We start from the raw sequence: 19,261 nt of genomic DNA, 5'->3' as shown, positions 1-19,261 counted from the left end.
AGAAGATGATCCCTATTGAATACAGGGATCATCTTTTTATGCCGTCTAACTTTTTTACATGTCCTTTGCTAGACTCATGCTTTTTATATTTAAAGTGAATTATTTGCAATTACAATTATGCTGTTTAAAATCAATTACCATGCGCCCTTGAATTCTACCTTGTTCCATTTCTTCGAATACATTTTGTACTTTATCTAGAGAACAAGTTTGAACAACCGGCACTACTTTTCCTTCTGCCCCGAACATAAACGCCTCTTCTAAGTCCTTACGAGTACCGACTAGAGAACCAACTACTTCAATTCCATCCAGTACAAGTCGTGGAATGTTTAAATCCATAGTTTCTACTGGTAGCCCTACTGCAACTACTTTACCGCAAGCACGTACTGCATCAACTGCTGAGTTAAAGGCTACTTTAGAGACTGCTGTTACTACAGCCGCATAAGCACCACCAAACTCCTCCTGAACAATTTTATCAGCAGGACCTTGAGAAATTGGATTGATAGTCATATCAGCACCAACTTCTTTCGCTAAGGCTAATTTGTCGTCATTAATGTCTACTGCGATTACCTTTGCACCAAATACATTTTTAGCATATTGGATAGCTAAGTTACCTAATCCACCGCAGCCATAGATTACAATAGGTTGACCAGGTTTAATATCTGATACTTTAATAGCTTTATATGTAGTTACACCAGCACATGTAATGGATGATGCTTGAGCAGGATCTAATCCTTCTGGTACTTTCACTGCATAATCAGCTGTAACGATACATTGTTCAGCCATACCACCATCTACTGAATAACCAGCGTTTTTAACTTCACGGCAAAATGTTTCTCTACCAGTTACGCAATATTCACAACGTCCACAAGATTGGAACATCCATGCAATACTTACACGATCACCTATCTTTAGTGAAGTAACATCATCAGCTATTTTCGTAACAATACCTACACCCTCATGACCAAGAATACGGCCATCAGTGTTACCAAAATCATGATTCGCAACGTGTAAATCAGTGTGGCAAACTCCACAATACTCTACATCTACTAACGCTTCGCCTGAGCGTAACGGACGTAATTCTTTTTCAATCACTTCGATGTTTGCTTTGCTGTTTTTATTAACCACTACTGCTTTCATATGTGATCTCCCCTTTAGTGTTTTAGCGTTTTAATGAGTTTATCTCACAACTACTCTCCTCACTACTTTGGCTAGTTATTGTACCAAATTTAAGTGTTCAATCATCATTACATCTTCATCATAACATGACACTTCATAAACAATTTGTGAAATTATGAACAATGTTTGAATTATTACACAAATCGTTCTTTATTTTAAATTTTTAAAAATGAGAGTTTATCACTGGCTATATGTAAGTCATACATTTCTAAAAGAAAATAAATCAACAAACTTCTCAACGATAAAAAAAGCTCTTTACTCAATATTTTCTACATTTAAAAACTTAGTTTCACAGTAATAGCCTTTGCCACCAACATAAACTTTTTCTATTTTATTTTTGCTATTGGTTGCTAATTTAACTAATATTTCAGAAGGCGAGTGTAAAGAATAACCTTGTTCAAATACATAAACTTCTTTTTGCAAGTAGTGCTGTTCATAAAGGTAGCAAGCTAATGCACCGTTTGAAGTTCCAGTCGCTGCTTCTTCATTGATATCGTATAGTGGAGCAAAATTTCTGCATATAATTCGATTGTCATTAAAAGTGTATAGATGCATCCCGACAACATTATAATACTTGCTGATTTCTTTAATTTTTTCAAAGTTAGGTTGCAGTGTATGTAATTGTGTTTCGCTTTTTATAGGAATTAAAATATCTTTTAAGCCCGTGGAGACAATTTGAATTGGGTAATTATTGTCTATATCTTTAATGTCAAAACAGTCGATGAACTCGTTTGGAGATACAACATCATAGAATATCGGTTTGTTTTGTTCCATGAATATAATGTCATCTTTTATGGTAATAGCAAGAACACCGCTGTTCGTTTCAATCGTATAGCGATTCTTGAAAATTTTATTTAAATGCATCAGTATCGTGAAAGAGCCGATTGTGGCATGACCACATAAATCAACTTCTTCTTTTGGTGTAAAATACTCAAATTTATAATCAGCAATTTCAGATTCTGATATAAATGCGGTTTCCGCATAGCCCAGTCGTTTGGATATTTCCATTTTTTGAGTAGTAGTCAATGTATTCTCTATAAATACCACTCCTGCTTTATTTCCGCCTTTATTATCCTTGCTAAATGCACTTGCAACATAAACGGATATTTTCATAAGACACCTTCCTCGCTTATAGTAAATTGTAATATAGAAAGCACTACGTATAAATGTCATTGGATAAATTATCAATAAAACAAGAGACAAACTATTTTTTTAGCATCTGAACTCTCCAAAAATAGTTTGTCTACAGTCTGAAAGCTCTTCATTTGAAGAGCTTTTTTTATATTCGCTTCATCGAAATCGTTTCACGTATACTTTGTAAATTTTTTAGCGTTTCCTCTTGTCGCTGCAACGACAACCCTACATACAAAGTATCTAATAAGCTTAACTGTGCTAATCGTGATGAACTTGCTTCTGTGCGGAACTCAGTCTCACGTGTTGATGTATATAACGTTATATCAGCAAGTTGACTTAATGCTGATTTCTTATAGCTCGTAATCGCAATAATTTTGGCCCCTCTTGCTTTCGCTACTTCTAATGCTTCAAGTAATCCTTTATTGCTACCAGAGTGAGAAATGCCAATAACAACTGAATTTTTCGAGAGTAAACCTGCTCCCATAATTTGAAAATGCGAATCAGTATGAGCGATACAAGAAATACCCGTTCTCATAAACTTATGATACGCATCCATCGCAATAATACCAGAGCCACCATTTCCATAAAACTCAATTCGACTTGCTTCTTGCAAGGCTCGTACAGCCTGCTCAAGTGCTGTTTCATTTAGCAAATGTAAAGTATCTTGCAGTCCTGTAATATGCGAATGAAAAACTTTTTTAGCAACAGTTACCATACTATCTTCTGCTGATACCTCTTCATGAATATTTTGCATTGGTGTATGTACAATTTCACGGGCTAATGTAATCTTTAAATCTTGAAAACCTTGCAAACCAAGGTGTTTACATAAGCGGAATATCGTAGCTTCGGAACTATTCGTAACTTCAGCTAATTCTGTAATAGATTTATGTACAACATCTTGTGGATGTTTCAAAATATGTTCGGCAATACTTCGCAATTTCGGTGATAAACCATTTAACGAAGCCTGAATCTTTCCAATCCCACTTCTTGTACCAGGCATAGCATATCTTCCCCTTCCATCGTAGCTTTATCCTGTAAAAATCGATTAGTTTAACTAATCATCAGTGGGGATGGTCCCCCCTGATTAGAGTTTCACTTTATTGTACCTAATTATTAAAAGAAGAAAAACCTATATTAGGGATTACTATAAATTTTAATTGCTCCTATGTATTCTGTCATACGATATAACAGAATTATTCATACTTATGAATAATTCTCCCCATGTTTCACTGCGTATAATGCGGCTTGCGTACGATCATCCACTTCCAATTTAGCTAAAACGTTTGAAACGTGTGTTTTCACAGTTTGTTCTGTAATATGAAGTTCTGCTGCAATCTCCTTGTTGCTTCTTCCTTTCGCAATTTCACGAAGTACCTCTTGCTCTCTTTTCGTTAACATTGAAAAAGGATTTTCTATTTCCTTCTTTACTGCGGAACGCCCCATTAATGCAGGTGTTACTTTCGGGTGAAAATTCGCATTTCCTTGATGTACTGCAATAATAGAAGCGACAAGTTGCTCAGGTTGTACTTCTTTTAATTGATAACCATCTGCTCCAGCTTCAAGTGCTGGTATAACATAATCTTGCTCTGAAAAACTACTTAATATAAGTACCTTTATCGTCTCATCGTATTGCTTTAGACGTTTTGTCGCCTCAATTCCATCCATTTTCGGCATTGATACATCCATTAGTACGACATCTGGTTTTTCTTTTTGCACGAAATATAATGCCTCTTCGCCATTTTCCGCTTCCCCAATAATTTCAAATTCTCCTCTCGTTTTCAAAAAGAATACAAGTCCTCTTCGAACGATATGATGATCCTCAACTAATAGCAATTTAATCTTCAATCTTATTCTCCCCTTCAAATCGGCAATTGAATTTCTATTTTTGTACCCTTTCTCAGCTCTGTTATAATTTGAAACGATCCCTTCATTAATTGAATACGTTCCTTCATACTTTTCAGGCCAAGTGCTGACTCCCTTACTTGATCTTGTATAAATCCTATTCCATTATCTTCTATGTAAAAAAATAACTGGTTATTTTCTATTTTTAAAAGAACATGTACCTTTTCACACGAAGCATGCTTTTTACAATTATGTAGCGCCTCTTGGCTAATACGCCATAAAACTTCTTCTATTTCATCCCCAATTGAAACCATCCCATCAATTCGAACTTCCACTTGAACTCCTAACAACTTCCCGTAATTTTGAATTGCTTCTGCTAATCCTTTCTCTAATCCTTCAGGTCTTAATTGCCAAATTAATAACGTCATCTCTTGTAATGCTTCTTGTGATAATTCTCCAATATAACTTAACATCTCTTGCAATTCTCTATCTTGCGTCATATTCAAAGTACCTTTTGCTGTTAGCATAATAGAAAATAACAATTGTTTTACTGAATCATGTAAATCACGTGCAAGTCGATTTCTTTCCGCTACCACTACATATTTACGTTCTTTCTCAACTAATTGAATACGTTGTATTGTCGTTCCAATTTGAAATGCAATTGATTCTAATAACGCTAACTCTTCCTCAGAAAAATGTGTCTTATGAGGCGCGGCTACATTTAATAGGCCAAATTTCTCTGATCCAGACCTAAGCGGAATTGTCGCATGATGTGTAACATCTTCTGTCTCTCCCCAATTACATTCAATTGCATCTTCTATTCGCTTACATTCAATAATATTAGTCGCTTTTTCTAATCTCCCATTCACAAAACGTTCTACACACCAACAGTTTCCTTCACACATCGGCTTCTTCTCTTGCCACGTAAGAGCCTCTGGTAAATTTTCGTCTACAAGCATGCTATGCTTTCCACTTTCATCAATAAAGAATATCCACCCTGTTTGTAAATTCATTACTTGTAACAATGTATGCAACACTTTTTCTAACATATCCTGTAAGTTTGTTGCTTCATTTAATAATTCAGCAATTTCTTTTAATGCTTCTAAACGATGCATCTCTTTTTCTTCAAAGTTCATTCTCATCACCAACTACAATTATAACATTAAGAAATTTCTAAATTCTATAAATAAAAAAAGAACCGAATTCCTTCAGCCCTTTCTTTATATCAATCATTTTATTATTGTTATTCTATCCAATGTTGGAATCAGAATTTTTGTTAACAAGCGATTCTACTTTAGCTGTCCGATAAAGATTGTCCACCATGAATATGCTGTAAACTTTCAGTAGTAACAACCATATTCGCTGCCGGCATTTGCACTTGATTCTTATGGAATATAGACATTAATTCAAATCTTACTTGTCTAGAAGTTTCAAAATAATCTTCTGGCTTTATTAAACCTGTAATACAAAATTCATAGCCAACATATTTCAGGTTAGGATTTAAGTCTGTAACACCGACGTATTTAAATGGTTCAACAGCCTCATCCTCTAATCTATAAAGAGTTTGATCCAATTTTTCATTGCATATAACACATACTTCTTCTAACAATTCCTTCACTCTTGTTGGATCTTCCTGATAACTTACCGTGATGCGTTCAATTACACGCATCCATCCTTTATTAAAATTTTGTATCGTTCTAATCTCTCCGTGTGGGATGGTAAGTAATTTTCCTGACCATTCACGTATTTGCATAAAACGAATACTAATCTCTTCAATAGTTCCTGAATTTGTTCCGTTAAAAGTTACAAAATCACCAACTCGAAACTCTTTGTCCGCTAATCTTGCAAAGCCTAATATAACATCTTTTAGCATCTGTTGTGCAGCAAAACCGATGACAACTCCAGCTATCCCTGCACCTGCAATAATACTTTTTATATCTACAAATTGGCTAATTAAATATATGATAAGACTGATGATAATGATATATCTAAAAATAGATCGAATTACACTTTGAATCGTCTGCTCTACCTCTTCATCAAAAAAGCTTGATTTCCTAAAAAACCAATCAATAATACGGTTTATTACAAACGAAATAATGATTAAAACTAAAGCAAATAGCAAAAATCTTAAAAGTAAAAACTCCCTTACATAATTAAAAAATTCTTCAGTATACGTTAATAAACTCATCCATCCACTTCCTTAACTAATAAAAATTCTATACAAAGCCGCTATATTTTTTAAATTCATTAGACATTCTTCTATAAATATACCCTTTTTCATAACCTAAAGGGAGCTGGCAATTGAAATTTTTTATGACTTTACTTTAAAACTACACTACTCATCTCAACAAAAGGAAAACATTTACATTATATCGAATAGTTCATTTGAAAATATTATTACTCACGGAGGTTACAACCAATGGGATATATTGAAGAACTAAGAGAAGTTGTTGGATCAAGGCCACTCAATTTAGCAGGCGTTGCGGTAGCTGTTTTCAATGAACAAGGACAAATATTACTACAACAAAGGCGAAATGGCATGTGGGGTGTCCCAGGAGGTTTTGTGGAACTTGGTGAATCTACAGAAGAAGCTGGAAGACGAGAAGTACTTGAAGAAACAGGAATTGAAATTGGTACACTTCAGCTAGTAAGTGTATTTTCAGGTAAAGAATTTTTTGTGAAATTACCGAACGGAGATGAATTTTACCCTATGACAATCGCTTACCTTTGCAAAGATATTACAGGTGGCTCGCTACAAGCTGATCGAGTCGAATCATTACATGTACAGTTTTTTAATTTAATTGAGCAAAATGTCGTCTCGGTTTAAACGCAAAAAAGAGACCTTTTTAAAGGCCTCTTTTTCATTTCACTTCTGCATGTAAACAAGATTTAAAATGTCCAAGTGCAAATTCATGCCCTTGCGCATTAAAAGATGCAACTGCCTTTTCATAAACAACAATTTTAAATCCTTTATTATACGCATCTACTGCTGTATGAAGAACGCAAATATCAGTACAAACACCTACAAGATGAACTTCTTCTATTCCTCTTTCTCTTAACTTCATCTCTAAATCTGTTCCAGCAAACGCACTGTATCGCGTTTTATCCATATAATATACATTCTCAGCATTTTTATATGTTTCGTATACTTCTTGTAACTCACCGAATAAGTCTCTACCATTTGTACCTGCTATATTATGAGGAGGGAATAATTTCGCTTCGGGATGATATTCATCATTTTCTTCATGTTTATCAATTGCAAACACTACGTAATCTCCATTTTCAATATATTGCTTCGTTATATGTACAATTTCCTGTTCGATTTCTTGACCTGGTTTTCCGCAAGTTAAAGCGCCTTTTTCCGCTACAAAATCATATGTATAATCAATATTAATAAGAGCTCGTTTCATAACTACTATCTCCCCTTCTCCTGTTTCACAGTAAACAATAGAAAATTTGTTATTACGACATCGTATGTACTATTCGACATTTCAAATGAAATACCTACATTTTTCTTGTAAAACTTATCTTAATCAAAGTTTATCATAAAACAGGCACACAATGACAAAACATATACTTCCCATTAACAAGTCATAAGTTTGATAATTAAACGTAAGTTGATTAACGTCTTGTATAGTAAACCAAATTACTGACATGATTATACTAATCAAGAAGATACGAACATATCGATTCATACCTTCAACCTTTTTCTCCATCATAGTAGTAACAAGTGATTCCTTACTGCTTAATCGTACTAGAAAACGAAATAAATTATTCCCTATTACACCATTCCATCCAAACAAAAAAGCACACTACTTTTTTGAGTAATGTACTTTTTATTCTGATTAAGACGCAGGCTTTGTCTCAAATGTTGCTTGATTAAAACTAATAACCTTTCCTTTCGGGTCATTGTTTTCATACTGAACTGCAGTAATTGTATGACTACCTGTTTCCAGCGTCTTTTCTTTTAATTGTACTGTTGTCTGTGTTGTACTAGTTACTTGATGTTTATCTGTATACATTTGATCTACAAATATGAATGTTTCTTTATCACTTTGAAAATTAGAAAGTTCTAATTCAACTTGCTGAATTAAAGTATCCTTTTTGATGAATACAGTCGGTATATTTCCATTTTCAGAAGTACCATCTGGAGTAATAACTTTTACTTTCCCTTCTCCAATTGACATTGCGCCTTCAGGAAATACAACCATATTCTCATCACTTGCGTTTACAACTTGTTCTTCCTGTTTTGATTGCGCGTCCTCTTTTTCCTGTGGAGCACCGCAACCTACTAATAACAATACAGACAATCCAGTGATTATGAATTTTTTCAAAATTCATCCCCCCTGTCATTTGATTATAATTTATTATACAAAAATAACTTTTAAAACTTTTATGAACATATAGAAGCTTGCTCACGATTAATGTATCATACTTTCCTTAATAGAACATTAATTTTTTTTATGAAATAAATAGTAATTCCTTCTTATTTATCATTTTAGCCCAACAAATCGATATAATACCCGCTCCAAAATAAAAAGACATTGATATGTCCAATGTCTTTTTATTTTGCACTTTAAAAAACAAATGTTGTGATTTCTTCTACTTCTTTTCTTGGAAGTTTTTTTGGCTTATCTTTCGGAAATCCGAGTGAAATAACCATATTTATTTGTTTTTCAGGCTCAATTTGTAAATATTGGCGCAGTTCATCTTGAGCTAGCAATACTGGCCCTGTCATTGGACAAGTACCAAGTCCCTTTACATGTGCAGCTAACATTAAGTTTTGTGCCGCTAAACAGCTACTCTTAATCCCTTCTTCTTCCCAAACTGAATCTGGAACAAAAGCAATGGGATCAAATATCTTTTCACGAAACTTTGATTCATATGGTGTTGCCAAGCATACGATTAATACTGGTGCCTCAGAGAAAGCTGTCGCATATGGTCCGAAAGAACGCGTAAGTAATTTCCCTGCTTTCTCTTCTCCATTATCTGTTGCTTTTGCCGCAAGTTTATGTAAAGCATCCCATGTCATTTGTTCAATTTCTTTAATCTTCTCTCGGTTCATAATGACCAAGAATTCCCACGTTTGTGAGTTCGTATCGCTCGGTGCATAACGAGCACAATCAATTATTTCTTTTATATCATTAGTAGATACTTCTTGTTCTGTGAACTTTCTAACACTTCGTCTTCCGTGAATTACTTCTTTAAAACCTTCATAATTCATACATTAAATCCCCTTTTTACAGCGTTTTCAAATCTTGTCCTACGCTTGAATTATATCATGAAAAAAAGCTGAAGGAATATCAGCTTTTTTCTTCAATATTAGTTCATAACTTTAAACAATCTAATACTTTCTTCATATGCCACTTGGAGTTTCTTTGTAATTGGTCCTCTTTCGCCGTTTCCAAACTGTTCATCACCAATTTGAACGACTGGGAATATTTCAAGCGGCGTCGCTGTAAAGAAGCACTCATCAGCCTCATATACTTCTTGTAATGAAAACTCTCGTTCCTCTACTTCGATATGTAACTCTTTCGCTAATGTAATAACATAGTGCCGCGTAATGCCCTGTAGAATGAAATTGTCAGCCGGATGTGTAATCAATTTATTATTTTTCACCATAAAGAAATTCGAATGACACCCTTCAGTCACAATGCCATCTCGTACTAATATTGCTTCTTGATACCCTTGTTCATTTATTTTATTTTTAATCATGATATTTGGTAAAAGATTTAATGATTTTATATGGCAAAACTTCCACCTGATGTCCTCTTCTACCGTTACCTTAATCCCTGCCTTCATTGAAGCAACTGGTCTTGGGAACGAAACAAGATTTGCAAAATATGTCGGTTGTAAATCTGATTCATATACATGATTGCGTGGTTGTGCACCTCTTGATATTTGTAAATATACATTCCCATCTTCTTGAAATTGATTTTTTTCAATCATTTGATGTAACTCTTCCACTAATTCTTCCTTCGTAAATGGTGGAATTAGTTTTATTTCTGCCATAGAGTTAAAGAATCGTTCCAAATGTAAATCTAATAAATGAGGCTTGCCATCGTATAGTCTAAATACTTCATAAATACCATCACCAAATTGGAAGCCGCGCTCTTCTAATGCGACCATCGGCTGTTCTTCCTTCGTATTAATCATTCTCCCATTAAACAAGATCCACTCTTTATGAGTAGCTTTCATTCTTCCCCACTCCTTTATCACATGATTGATTTTATTGTACAACTTATGTCACCCTTAAAGAAGGAATTTTCTGTATTTTCACGAACAAAAAATACATCACTTCGTAAAAGTGATGTATTTTATCATTTATTTAAGGAAATATTTTTCAATATCATCTAACATAAGATTCGCAGCTTTAATACCGCCTGCTGTATTCCAGATTACTTCATCCACTTGGAATACTTTATTATTTTTAGAAGCCTGTAGTTGCTTAAAGAGTGGATCTTCTGTCCATTCCTTTGCTAACGAATTTCCTTCATTATTCTTATCTGCATCTTTATCAGACGTGAAATAAAATAAGTAGTCCCCGTCCATATTTGGAATTTGCTCTTTTGTAATTCCTTTTATCGCAAAATCATCTTTATCTTGTAATGGTGGTCGTTTAAATCCAATATCATTTAAAACAACTCCCGAGAATGAGTTTTTTTGATAAATACGAACATCACCTGGCACGAAACGAATAATAGAAACTTTAGAATTCAATTTATCGCCTAACTTCTCTTTCATTCCTTCAATACGTTTTTTATAATCATCAAGAGCTTTTTGCCCTTCTTTTTCTTTATTTACAGCTTTTGTATAAAGCGTAAAGTTTTCTTTCCAATCACCGCGTAATGTTTCTGCATAAACAGTTGGTGCGATTTCTTTTAGCTGATCATATATTTTTTCGTGACGCATTTTATTTCCGATAATTAAATCTGGCTTAAGCTTCATTACTGCTTCTAAATTAATATCACGTTCAGTTCCTACAACTTCCGTATTTTTTAATTCTTTCGCTACATGAGGGTACCATTCATCACCAGCACGTGGTTTCGTAGTCCCCACTGGCGTTACGCCCACAGCTAGGAGAGCCTCTGCACCTTCATTTGTTAAAACAACAACTTTTTTAGGTGTACCATTTACTGTCGTTTCGCCCATTGCATGCTTGACCGTATATGAATCTTTTGCTTTAGCTGATATATCATTTTCTTTTTTCTCTTCTTTACTACATCCTGCAATTACAACCATGAGTATCATAATGCAGAACATAATTAGTTTTTTAGTATGTATCATATGTCCTCCCTAGATGAAATCGATTATCATTAACAATTAAAGATTAATGTATACTACATACATTGTCAATGTATATCAGAAAACTTTTTTAATATATACCATTTCGATTCTATTGGCTTTTCTAATGTTTCTTTTTAACATATAGTGTATAAGTATGAAAATTTATGTTGTTATTACAATGCGTATCTGAGTTATACATAACAAAGATACGCATCCATATTGCATTATCATTTTAATTCCTAATATTGAGTATACTTAATATACGATGGATCATTATATACCCACTGATTTCCACCAAGGTTTAACCAGCCATTTTCATTTATATATACTAAATAAGATTCTGGAGGATTTAATTGACGGATAACTGCAGATGTAGTTGATGGACCACTTCTTAAATTTACATTCATCCCTTGTATATATGCAACCCCAATCGGACTTCCATCACTATTGCTTGTCTTTACAAAATTAATGTAAGAAGGATCATTATACACCCATTGTCCATTCCCCAAATCTAACCATCCGTTACTTTCCTGATATACAACGTAAGATTCTGGAGAATTTAATTGACGAATAACTGAGGAAGAAGTTGATGGACCATTTCTTAAATTTACATTTTTCCCAAGGATATAAGCGATTCCCTTCGTTTGAGGTGTCGGTTGTGGGTTTGGAGGTTGTGGATTTGGAGCTACTCCAAAAATAGCCGCTATTCCATTTGCATACGCTTGACTTAGATCTTCAATAAATTGTGGATTCTTTAATAAATTTGCATCAAACGTTGTATCAATAAAGGCAGTCTCAGTTAAAATTGCATCCATTGCGGTTTCTCTTAATACCGCATAATTTTCTTTTTTTGCTCCTCGATCACGAAGACCGTATTTTGTTAATACAGGATTTACTGCTGTATGCATCTTTTGTTGCTTTGCATATGCAGTGCTGCTGTTGGATAACGCATTATAAATATAGCTTTCAAAACCTGTACCCCCGCCGCTATTAATATGAAATGAAATAAAATAATCCGCACCAAAAGCATTAGCAATATTAGCACGTTCCGATAAGGAAATAAACACGTCACTATCACGTGTCATTTTAATTGTAATTGGGTAATTTACCGTTAAAATATCTCGAACGCGTCTAGCAATTTGAAGCGTTAAGTTTTTTTCTACTAAGCCATTACCAACAGCACCAGAATCATATCCACCGTGCCCTGCGTCTATAACAAGTTTCATTTTACTACCCCGCCCCTTTCTTGTAATATGTTAGCATTGCTACTCGTCCTATTTTATGTGAAATGTACAAGTTCTGTTACAATCACAAATAAAAAAACCGCCTTATGTAAGGCGGTTTCTATCATCTTGCTTTAACCAATTTAAAATAAATATATACGATTGATAGTGAATATAACGTATGCAAAATAAAATAAATAAAAGTACTATTCCAACACCACTATAAAGTAAACCGAACTTTAAAAAAACATTCACAAGTGGTGGAAAGTTCATTATATTTTGTAATGTACTAAGCATACAAAATATAATGAAAAAGACAGGGACGTATTGTAATTCATACGGCTTTCTTTTCTTAATCATTCTTTTCCGAATGATTATATGACATAGTTCTGCTACTATAAAGCACCCTCCAATTAATACAAGACCAGAAGTCATTGTCATACATCCACCTGCCTTATATTTATTGTATCGCATAAATAATCATCGTTATATTTTCTTCACATACGCTCCATCTTCTGAAGTAAAGCCAAAACTCTCTATGAAAGAATGCGCTTTTTCTGTTAATTCCTCTTGTAGCACTTTTATTTCTTTCACATTTCTTTGTTTCATCATTTCTTCAAATGTAAAATACGTATTTGTACCATAACCATAACCTTGGTAATCAAAATGAATAATTAGCTGTGATAAAACAGCTCGTTCCTCTTGAACACTATAATCTATTACACCAATATATGTATCATCAACTTTCACACAATACTGTACCTTTTTCTCACCTAAACTATGCGATTTAAACATTTCTTTAACAACGCTTTCATTTTCTATAGTAACTTTCTCAAACGTAATCATATGTTGTCCATCCTTTTACTATTATTGTATCAATAATACTTCCTATTTATGAAAAAAAACCTTAAGACCGTATGCGATCTTAAGGTTTTTCTAATTACACTAAGCTATACGCACGTTTTGTTTCTTCATGGAACTTGTTCGTATCGTATTTATGCTCAACATAAATTTGGTGCCATACCATAAACGCAAGTACAGTCCAAATTTTACGGCTATAATCGCCTTTATCTGCACAATGTGCTTCCAGTAAGTTTAATACATACTGTTTGTCGATTAAATGCTCTGTCTTACTTTCGTTTATAATATTTATAGCCCAATCATGCATTTCGTCTTTTAACCAGTGACGAATTGGTACTGGGAATCCAAGTTTTTTACGATCTAATACGTGATCTGGAACGATTCCGCGTGCTGCTTCACGTAAAATAGCTTTCGTAGTTCCGTTAGCAATCTTAAGTTCAGTTGGAATTTTAGATGCAACATCGAATACTTCTTTATCTAAGAACGGTACACGAAGTTCTAATGAGTTTGCCATTGTCATTTTATCAGCTTTTAATAAAATGTCACCGCGTAACCATGTGAACATGTCAATGTACTGCATTTTACTTACATCATCATAATCTTTAATCTCGTTATACAATGGTTTCGTGATATCCATATAGTTAACACTTTCATTGTAATACTTCATTAATTCAGCTTTTTCTTCTTCACGGAAGATTTTCGCATTTCCATAGTAACGCTCTTCAATTGGTGTACATCCACGCTCTAGGAAGCTCTTACCTTTAAATCCTTCTTTAAGAGCACCACTCAATGCTTTTAGAACACTCTTACCTGGGCTAGGAATGTAAGAGAACATTTTTAGTGAGTTTGGCTCACGGTAAATGTTATAACCACCAAATAGCTCGTCTGCGCCTTCACCTGAAAGAACAACTGTTACATGTTTACGTGCTTCTTTAGCAACGAAGTACAATGGTACAGCTGCTGGATCAGCTAAAGGATCATCCATATGCCAAATGATTTTTGGGAACTCATCCATAAATTCTTTCGCTGAAATGAATACGTTATGGTTTTTAACGCCTAATTTCTCAGCAGTTTCTTTTGCAACATCAACTTCACTGAAACCACGTTGCTCAAAACCAACAGAGAATGTTAAAAGATTTGGATTCATTTCTCTTGCGATAGAAGCGATGATAGATGAATCGATACCACCAGATAAGAATGAACCTACTGGTACATCACTACGCATATGCACTTTTACTGAATCATATAGTACATCACGAATTGCTTGGATATGCTCCTCTTTCGTTGCACTTGAAGCATTGAAATAAGGTTTCCAGTAGCGATGGATTTCCATCTCTTTACCGATTTCTTTTACGAAATAATGACCAGGCTCGATTTTATTAACATCAATTGTTAATGTTTCTGGCTCTGGGCCATATTGGTACGTAAAATAATGTTGTAGTGACGTTGGATTAACGCCTTTATCTTCCATCACATGCATAATACTTTTCTTCTCAGATGCGAAGAATGTAGTATCACCTTGCTGTGCGATGTATAGAGGTTTAATACCGAAGTGGTCACGTGCACCGAAAAGTTTCTTCTCTTCACGATCCCAAATCATAAATGCAAACATACCACGAAGGTAGTCTACACATTTTTCTTTCATATGTGCATACAATGCAATAATAACTTCTGTATCAGATTGCGTTGCAAACGTTGCACCTTTTTCAAGTAACATTTCACGTAATTCTACATAGTTGTAAATTTCACCATTAAAAATAATTACATATCGATCATTTTCATAAGTTAGCGGCTGATGTCCTGCCTCTAAGTCAATGATACTTAAACGGCGGAAGCCAAATTGTACATGTTCATCACGAAAATATCCTTCGTCATCTGGACCACGGTGGAAAATCATCGTGTTCATATTTTCAAATTGATGTTTTTCTGTTTCTGAAAACTCTCTAGGGTTTTCACATAAACATCCTACAAAACCACACATACTTCTTACCCTCTTTCGGTTTTCATTCTGTTTCTATACTACTATATCAACCCTATTTATACTAGCATAATCAACTGAATATGGCGACCAAAAACTATAAAAAAATCACTCCATTTCACATTTTTAACAATTTTTTATGAAAACATGAAAACTAGGCACTCACCTTTCTCCGCTTTTGTCATATGATATTGCAAATTGATTTCTAGGAGGGAATACCATGAGTGAAGAAAAAAAAGATTCTTCTCGCCCACCGGTTCGTAATTACTTAAAGCAAATTGATGATTTCTTCGAGCAAACACCTCTTCGCAATGTAATCGCTGATTTAAATCATTTTTTCCAAAAAGGAAACCGTTTATTAACATTCCCTGTAGATTTATATGAAGTTGGTGAAGAACTCGTTGTTACAGCTGAACTACCAGGTATACAAAAAGAGCAAATCCAAATTGAAATACAAAGTGAATACTTAAAAGTCTCTGTAAAAGAAGAGATACTCGAAGAGGAAGAAGAAACATCCCATAACTATTATCGCCGAGAACGTTCCATTTCAGAAGCATCAAGATTGATTAAGTTGCCGTATTCAATTAATAAAAAAGCAGCAAAAGCTTCTTATCAAAACGGCGTATTAGAAATTCGGGCGCCGAAACTTCCCCAACAACATGACATTTTATCCATAGACTAATGCAAAAAAAATAAGGGTGCTATGCACCCTTATTTTTAATCCACTAATCGCTTCATATCACGTATAATGTCTTCGTATGGCGTATTACTAATGCCACTATACTTTTTCATTACTTTTCCGTTTTGATCAATTAAATAAAATGATGTACCATGCATGACCTGACCGTTCTCCGGCTTATCTACAAGTGATTGGAAATTATCTTTTGAAAACTTTGTAATATCTTCTAACGAATATCCCGTTAATAAATTCCAGTTACTAGTATCCTCTGTAAACTTTTGAATAAATGCTTTCAGATTTTCTGGTTTATCAAGGTCTGGATCTACACTAAATGAAACAAACTGAACGTCTATCTTCTCTTCTTTTGCCATCTTTTGCAGCTTGGCCATATTTGCAGTCATTGGTGGACAAACTGTTTGACAATTTGTGAACATAAAATCTGCAACCCAAACTTTCCCTTTTAAATCTTTTGTACCAAATTGCTTTCCATCTTGATTTGTAAATTGGAAAGTTTCTAAATCCCAATTCAATGGTTTACGAAGCTTTGAACCTGATCCACTACATCCAGCAAGTACAAAGAGACAAAATACAACCATAAGACCAATTATTTTTTGATAACGCTTCATTTATAAACCTCTTTTCTCTATCCTAAATTTAAATAGGTTATGTTTATAATAACAAAAGTTAACACTACGAGAAAATTGTTTACTACATTTGTTCACGAAATCGTACGAATTTACGTATGTTACTTCTTTATTTCAAGCGAATTACTAGACAAAATATATTTTTTTACTATTATTTCTATAAATAGAAGTGATAAAACTAATTTTATTGTTACTTTTGTAAATATCTTTCCCTATTTTTTAACAATTCCTTAAACATTAATCCATGTTTTACACTGTATTCCTTAACAACATTTCGGTACAATACAAATACAACGATTTTAAATGAGGTGATGTTCATGGCAAAGCGCTATGAAAATATGGATAATGTTAGTACAAAAAAATCAATTCGCTCTTTTTTACGCTGGCGTAAAGAACGAAAGCAAAACAAAAAAGATTTTTCTTTCTTAGTAGAACAATCACCCGTTAAACAAAGTGCATTTTTGCAAAGTAATGTAAAAAAAACGACTGTCACATGGATTGGGCATTCTACTTTTCTTATCCAAACGAATGGACTTAATATATTAACAGATCCAGTATGGGCCAATAAATTAAAGCTAGTTCCAAGACTTACAGAACCTGGATTCTCTATAGAAGCACTACCTAAAATTGATATTGTCCTTATTTCACATGGTCATTATGATCATTTAGATTTTTCAACTCTTCGTCAGTTGAATGATGATGTTCTATACCTTGTACCTATCGGATTAAAAAAATTATTTACTCGTAAGAAATTTAAACATGTAGAAGAGTATAAATGGTGGGAAAGTACGATAATTAACGAAGTTTCTTTTCACTTCGTACCTGCTCAGCACTGGACGAGAAGATTCTTATTTGATATGAATACGTCTCACTGGGGGGGATGGATTATTGATAATGAAACGACTATGGAAACCATATATTTTTGTGGCGACAGTGGCTATTTCCAAGGTTTCAAAGAAATTGGTGAACGCTTTTTAATTGATATTGCTCTTATGCCCATTGGCGCTTATGAACCAGAATGGTTTATGAAAGTATCTCATGTTTCACCTGAAGAGGCTGTGCAAGCTTATTTAGATTTAAACGCTACTCATTTTATACCGATGCATTACGGAGCATTTGCACTCGCCGATGAAACACCTCGTGAAGCAATAACTAGACTTCGAAATAATTGGAATTTGCGCATGTTACCATGGGAACAACTGCATGTACTCTTTTTAGGCCAAACTTTTATTTATAGTAACGCAACAAATGATAAGCAAATAAATGAAAAAATTGAAACTTTACATGTGTAACGTAGCGACTGATTTTCTACATCTAACATATAATATAGAAAATCCTATAGTGAAGGCTTTTACGGACAGCCCGTTACCTAACCTCTTTGCTCCAACTAAATTTTGAGGTGGGAGTTTTACTGTCCGCAAATTGCGGGATAAAGGGTGTTTTCTATGAATAGATATTTACAGACTCGCTATATCATTAGCGGTAGTGCCTGTATAGCTCTTCTTATTTCTTACTTTCTATTTACATAAAAAAGCTACTTGAAATATATTTTCAAGTAGCTTTTTTATTACTCTGCTAAATACATAAATCCGATTGCACCCGGACCTGTATGAGTACTAATTATAGGCGTTGTATAGAAAATTTCTGATTGAGCAAACCCACTCACTTTTTCAACCGCCGCTTTCATACTTTCAGCTAAAGGAATTGCTTTCGCATGTGGAATTGCAACAGCCTTTACAACTTTTCCAACTGTATCTTGCTCAAATAACTTAGCTAATGTTTTTACAATTTGGCCTTGGCTACGAACTTTCGTTACAGGATTATAAACACCGTCTTCAAGACTAGCAATTGGCTTTATATTAAGCAGCGAACCGATAAACGCTTTTCCTTTACCGATACGTCCACCCTTCACTAAGTTTTCTAATGTATCTACTACTACATATAAACGAGTATTCTTTCTTACTTCATCTACACGTTTTAAAATTTCTTCTAGTGAGCGCCCTTCATTTGCCATTTTTGCAGCTTCAATTACTTGATATGCTAAAGCATGTGTAATAAATTGAGAATCAACAACTGTTACTTTTGTATCGGTCATTGATGCAGCACTATTTGCAGTTGCTACAGTACCACTCATTCCACTTGTCATATGAATGGAAAGTACTTCACTTCCATCTTCACCTAACTTGTCATACATTTCTACAAATGTACCCATTGCTGGTTGCGATGTTTTTGGTAATTCCTCTGATTTAAGCATTTCTTCAATAAATTCATCTGGTTGTAGATCAACGCGATCTAAATATGTTTGTCCATTTACAGAGATTGATAATGGTAGAACATGAATGTCATACTTCTCGATTACTTCTTGTGATAAATCTGCCGTTGAATCTGTTACAATTTTAATTTTTTGCATATTATATTCTTCCCTTTCCAATACGCT

The 19,261-nt window shown here is 34.1% G+C and carries 20 protein-coding genes; 3 read left to right on the top strand and 17 right to left on the bottom strand.

What is annotated here, in order from left to right; genetic code table 11:
• Positions 1-99: 99 nt before the first annotated feature.
• The 6 genes from adhP to ACYFX0_RS13325 all read right to left on the bottom strand — a co-directional run bounded on the left by adhP (position 100) and on the right by ACYFX0_RS13325 (position 6,340).
• On the bottom strand, positions 100-1,137 hold the full coding sequence (adhP, locus tag ACYFX0_RS13350; protein WP_106081193.1) for an alcohol dehydrogenase AdhP: 1,038 nt from the start codon (positions 1,135-1,137) through the stop codon (positions 100-102).
• Between the two features lie 294 nt (positions 1,138-1,431).
• Positions 1,432-2,289 carry a PhzF family phenazine biosynthesis protein gene (locus ACYFX0_RS13345; RefSeq protein WP_106081194.1) on the bottom strand — a complete coding sequence of 286 codons (858 nt, stop codon included), beginning with the start codon at positions 2,287-2,289 and terminating at the stop codon, positions 1,432-1,434.
• A 166-nt stretch (positions 2,290-2,455) separates the two neighbouring features.
• Positions 2,456-3,310, bottom strand: coding sequence for a MurR/RpiR family transcriptional regulator (locus tag ACYFX0_RS13340; RefSeq protein WP_001119645.1), 855 nt, complete (start codon positions 3,308-3,310; stop codon positions 2,456-2,458).
• A gap of 203 nt (positions 3,311-3,513) precedes the next feature.
• Positions 3,514-4,155: a two-component system response regulator CasR gene (casR, locus tag ACYFX0_RS13335; protein WP_106081196.1), complete on the bottom strand. Its 642-nt coding sequence runs from the start codon at positions 4,153-4,155 to the stop codon at positions 3,514-3,516.
• A 14-nt stretch (positions 4,156-4,169) separates the two neighbouring features.
• On the bottom strand, positions 4,170-5,288 hold the full coding sequence (gene casK / locus ACYFX0_RS13330) for a two-component system sensor histidine kinase CasK (protein ID WP_001008458.1): 1,119 nt from the start codon (positions 5,286-5,288) through the stop codon (positions 4,170-4,172).
• Between the two features lie 158 nt (positions 5,289-5,446).
• On the bottom strand, positions 5,447-6,340 hold the full coding sequence (locus ACYFX0_RS13325; protein ID WP_106081197.1) for a mechanosensitive ion channel family protein: 894 nt from the start codon (positions 6,338-6,340) through the stop codon (positions 5,447-5,449).
• Between the two features lie 231 nt (positions 6,341-6,571).
• Here ACYFX0_RS13325 and ACYFX0_RS13320 point away from each other — a divergent pair, with 231 nt between their 5' ends.
• Entirely contained in the window at positions 6,572-6,979 is a 408-nt protein-coding gene (locus tag ACYFX0_RS13320; RefSeq protein WP_106081198.1) for an NUDIX hydrolase, read from the top strand.
• A gap of 34 nt (positions 6,980-7,013) precedes the next feature.
• On the opposite strand, the gene ACYFX0_RS13315 is transcribed toward ACYFX0_RS13320, so the two are convergent.
• From ACYFX0_RS13315 to asnB, 9 genes are all read right to left on the bottom strand, one after another.
• Positions 7,014-7,562 (bottom strand): cysteine hydrolase family protein, encoded by a 549-nt coding sequence (locus tag ACYFX0_RS13315; protein ID WP_000816791.1) that lies wholly within the window; start codon positions 7,560-7,562, stop codon positions 7,014-7,016.
• 435 nt (positions 7,563-7,997) lie between these two features.
• On the bottom strand, positions 7,998-8,486 hold the full coding sequence (locus ACYFX0_RS13310; RefSeq protein ID WP_000713494.1) for a putative periplasmic lipoprotein: 489 nt from the start codon (positions 8,484-8,486) through the stop codon (positions 7,998-8,000).
• A 242-nt stretch (positions 8,487-8,728) separates the two neighbouring features.
• Complete coding sequence (locus ACYFX0_RS13305) at positions 8,729-9,376, bottom strand: nitroreductase family protein (RefSeq protein ID WP_460270720.1); 648 nt, start codon at positions 9,374-9,376, stop codon at positions 8,729-8,731.
• 98 nt (positions 9,377-9,474) lie between these two features.
• A complete protein-coding gene (dat, locus tag ACYFX0_RS13300) occupies positions 9,475-10,350 on the bottom strand; it encodes a D-amino-acid transaminase (RefSeq protein WP_000648395.1) in 876 nt (291 codons plus the stop codon).
• Positions 10,351-10,476: 126 nt separating this feature from the next.
• On the bottom strand, positions 10,477-11,439 hold the full coding sequence (locus tag ACYFX0_RS13295) for an ABC transporter substrate-binding protein (RefSeq protein WP_000581983.1): 963 nt from the start codon (positions 11,437-11,439) through the stop codon (positions 10,477-10,479).
• Positions 11,440-11,678: 239 nt separating this feature from the next.
• Positions 11,679-12,665, bottom strand: a complete 987-nt coding sequence (locus ACYFX0_RS13290) for an N-acetylmuramoyl-L-alanine amidase (RefSeq protein ID WP_000779884.1) — start codon at positions 12,663-12,665, stop codon at positions 11,679-11,681.
• A 102-nt stretch (positions 12,666-12,767) separates the two neighbouring features.
• The gene (locus tag ACYFX0_RS13285) at positions 12,768-13,097 is read right to left on the bottom strand and encodes a hypothetical protein (RefSeq protein WP_000200457.1); all 330 of its coding nucleotides are present in this window, start codon (positions 13,095-13,097) and stop codon (positions 12,768-12,770) included.
• A gap of 51 nt (positions 13,098-13,148) precedes the next feature.
• Positions 13,149-13,508 (bottom strand): GNAT family N-acetyltransferase, encoded by a 360-nt coding sequence (locus ACYFX0_RS13280; protein WP_000627501.1) that lies wholly within the window; start codon positions 13,506-13,508, stop codon positions 13,149-13,151.
• Between the two features lie 94 nt (positions 13,509-13,602).
• Positions 13,603-15,504, bottom strand: a complete 1,902-nt coding sequence (gene asnB / locus ACYFX0_RS13275; protein ID WP_000333819.1) for an asparagine synthase (glutamine-hydrolyzing) — start codon at positions 15,502-15,504, stop codon at positions 13,603-13,605.
• 217 nt (positions 15,505-15,721) lie between these two features.
• Between asnB and ACYFX0_RS13270 the strand changes: the two genes are divergently transcribed.
• Positions 15,722-16,183, top strand: coding sequence for an Hsp20/alpha crystallin family protein (locus tag ACYFX0_RS13270; RefSeq protein ID WP_001288086.1), 462 nt, complete (start codon positions 15,722-15,724; stop codon positions 16,181-16,183).
• A gap of 35 nt (positions 16,184-16,218) precedes the next feature.
• On the opposite strand, the gene ACYFX0_RS13265 is transcribed toward ACYFX0_RS13270, so the two are convergent.
• A complete protein-coding gene (locus ACYFX0_RS13265; protein ID WP_000833341.1) occupies positions 16,219-16,806 on the bottom strand; it encodes an SCO family protein in 588 nt (195 codons plus the stop codon).
• Between the two features lie 335 nt (positions 16,807-17,141).
• Here ACYFX0_RS13265 and ACYFX0_RS13260 point away from each other — a divergent pair, with 335 nt between their 5' ends.
• Positions 17,142-18,116, top strand: a complete 975-nt coding sequence (locus ACYFX0_RS13260; RefSeq protein ID WP_142398788.1) for an MBL fold metallo-hydrolase — start codon at positions 17,142-17,144, stop codon at positions 18,114-18,116.
• 275 nt (positions 18,117-18,391) lie between these two features.
• On the opposite strand, the gene ACYFX0_RS13255 is transcribed toward ACYFX0_RS13260, so the two are convergent.
• Positions 18,392-19,234, bottom strand: a complete 843-nt coding sequence (locus tag ACYFX0_RS13255) for a DegV family protein (protein ID WP_106081379.1) — start codon at positions 19,232-19,234, stop codon at positions 18,392-18,394.
• Positions 19,235-19,261 lie beyond the last annotated feature (27 nt).

The sequence above is a fragment of the Bacillus sp. NEAU-Y102 genome (assembly GCF_054788175.1).
The sequence above is the reverse complement of the archived record's forward strand: the minus strand, read 5'-3'. Positions and strand labels throughout refer to the sequence as shown.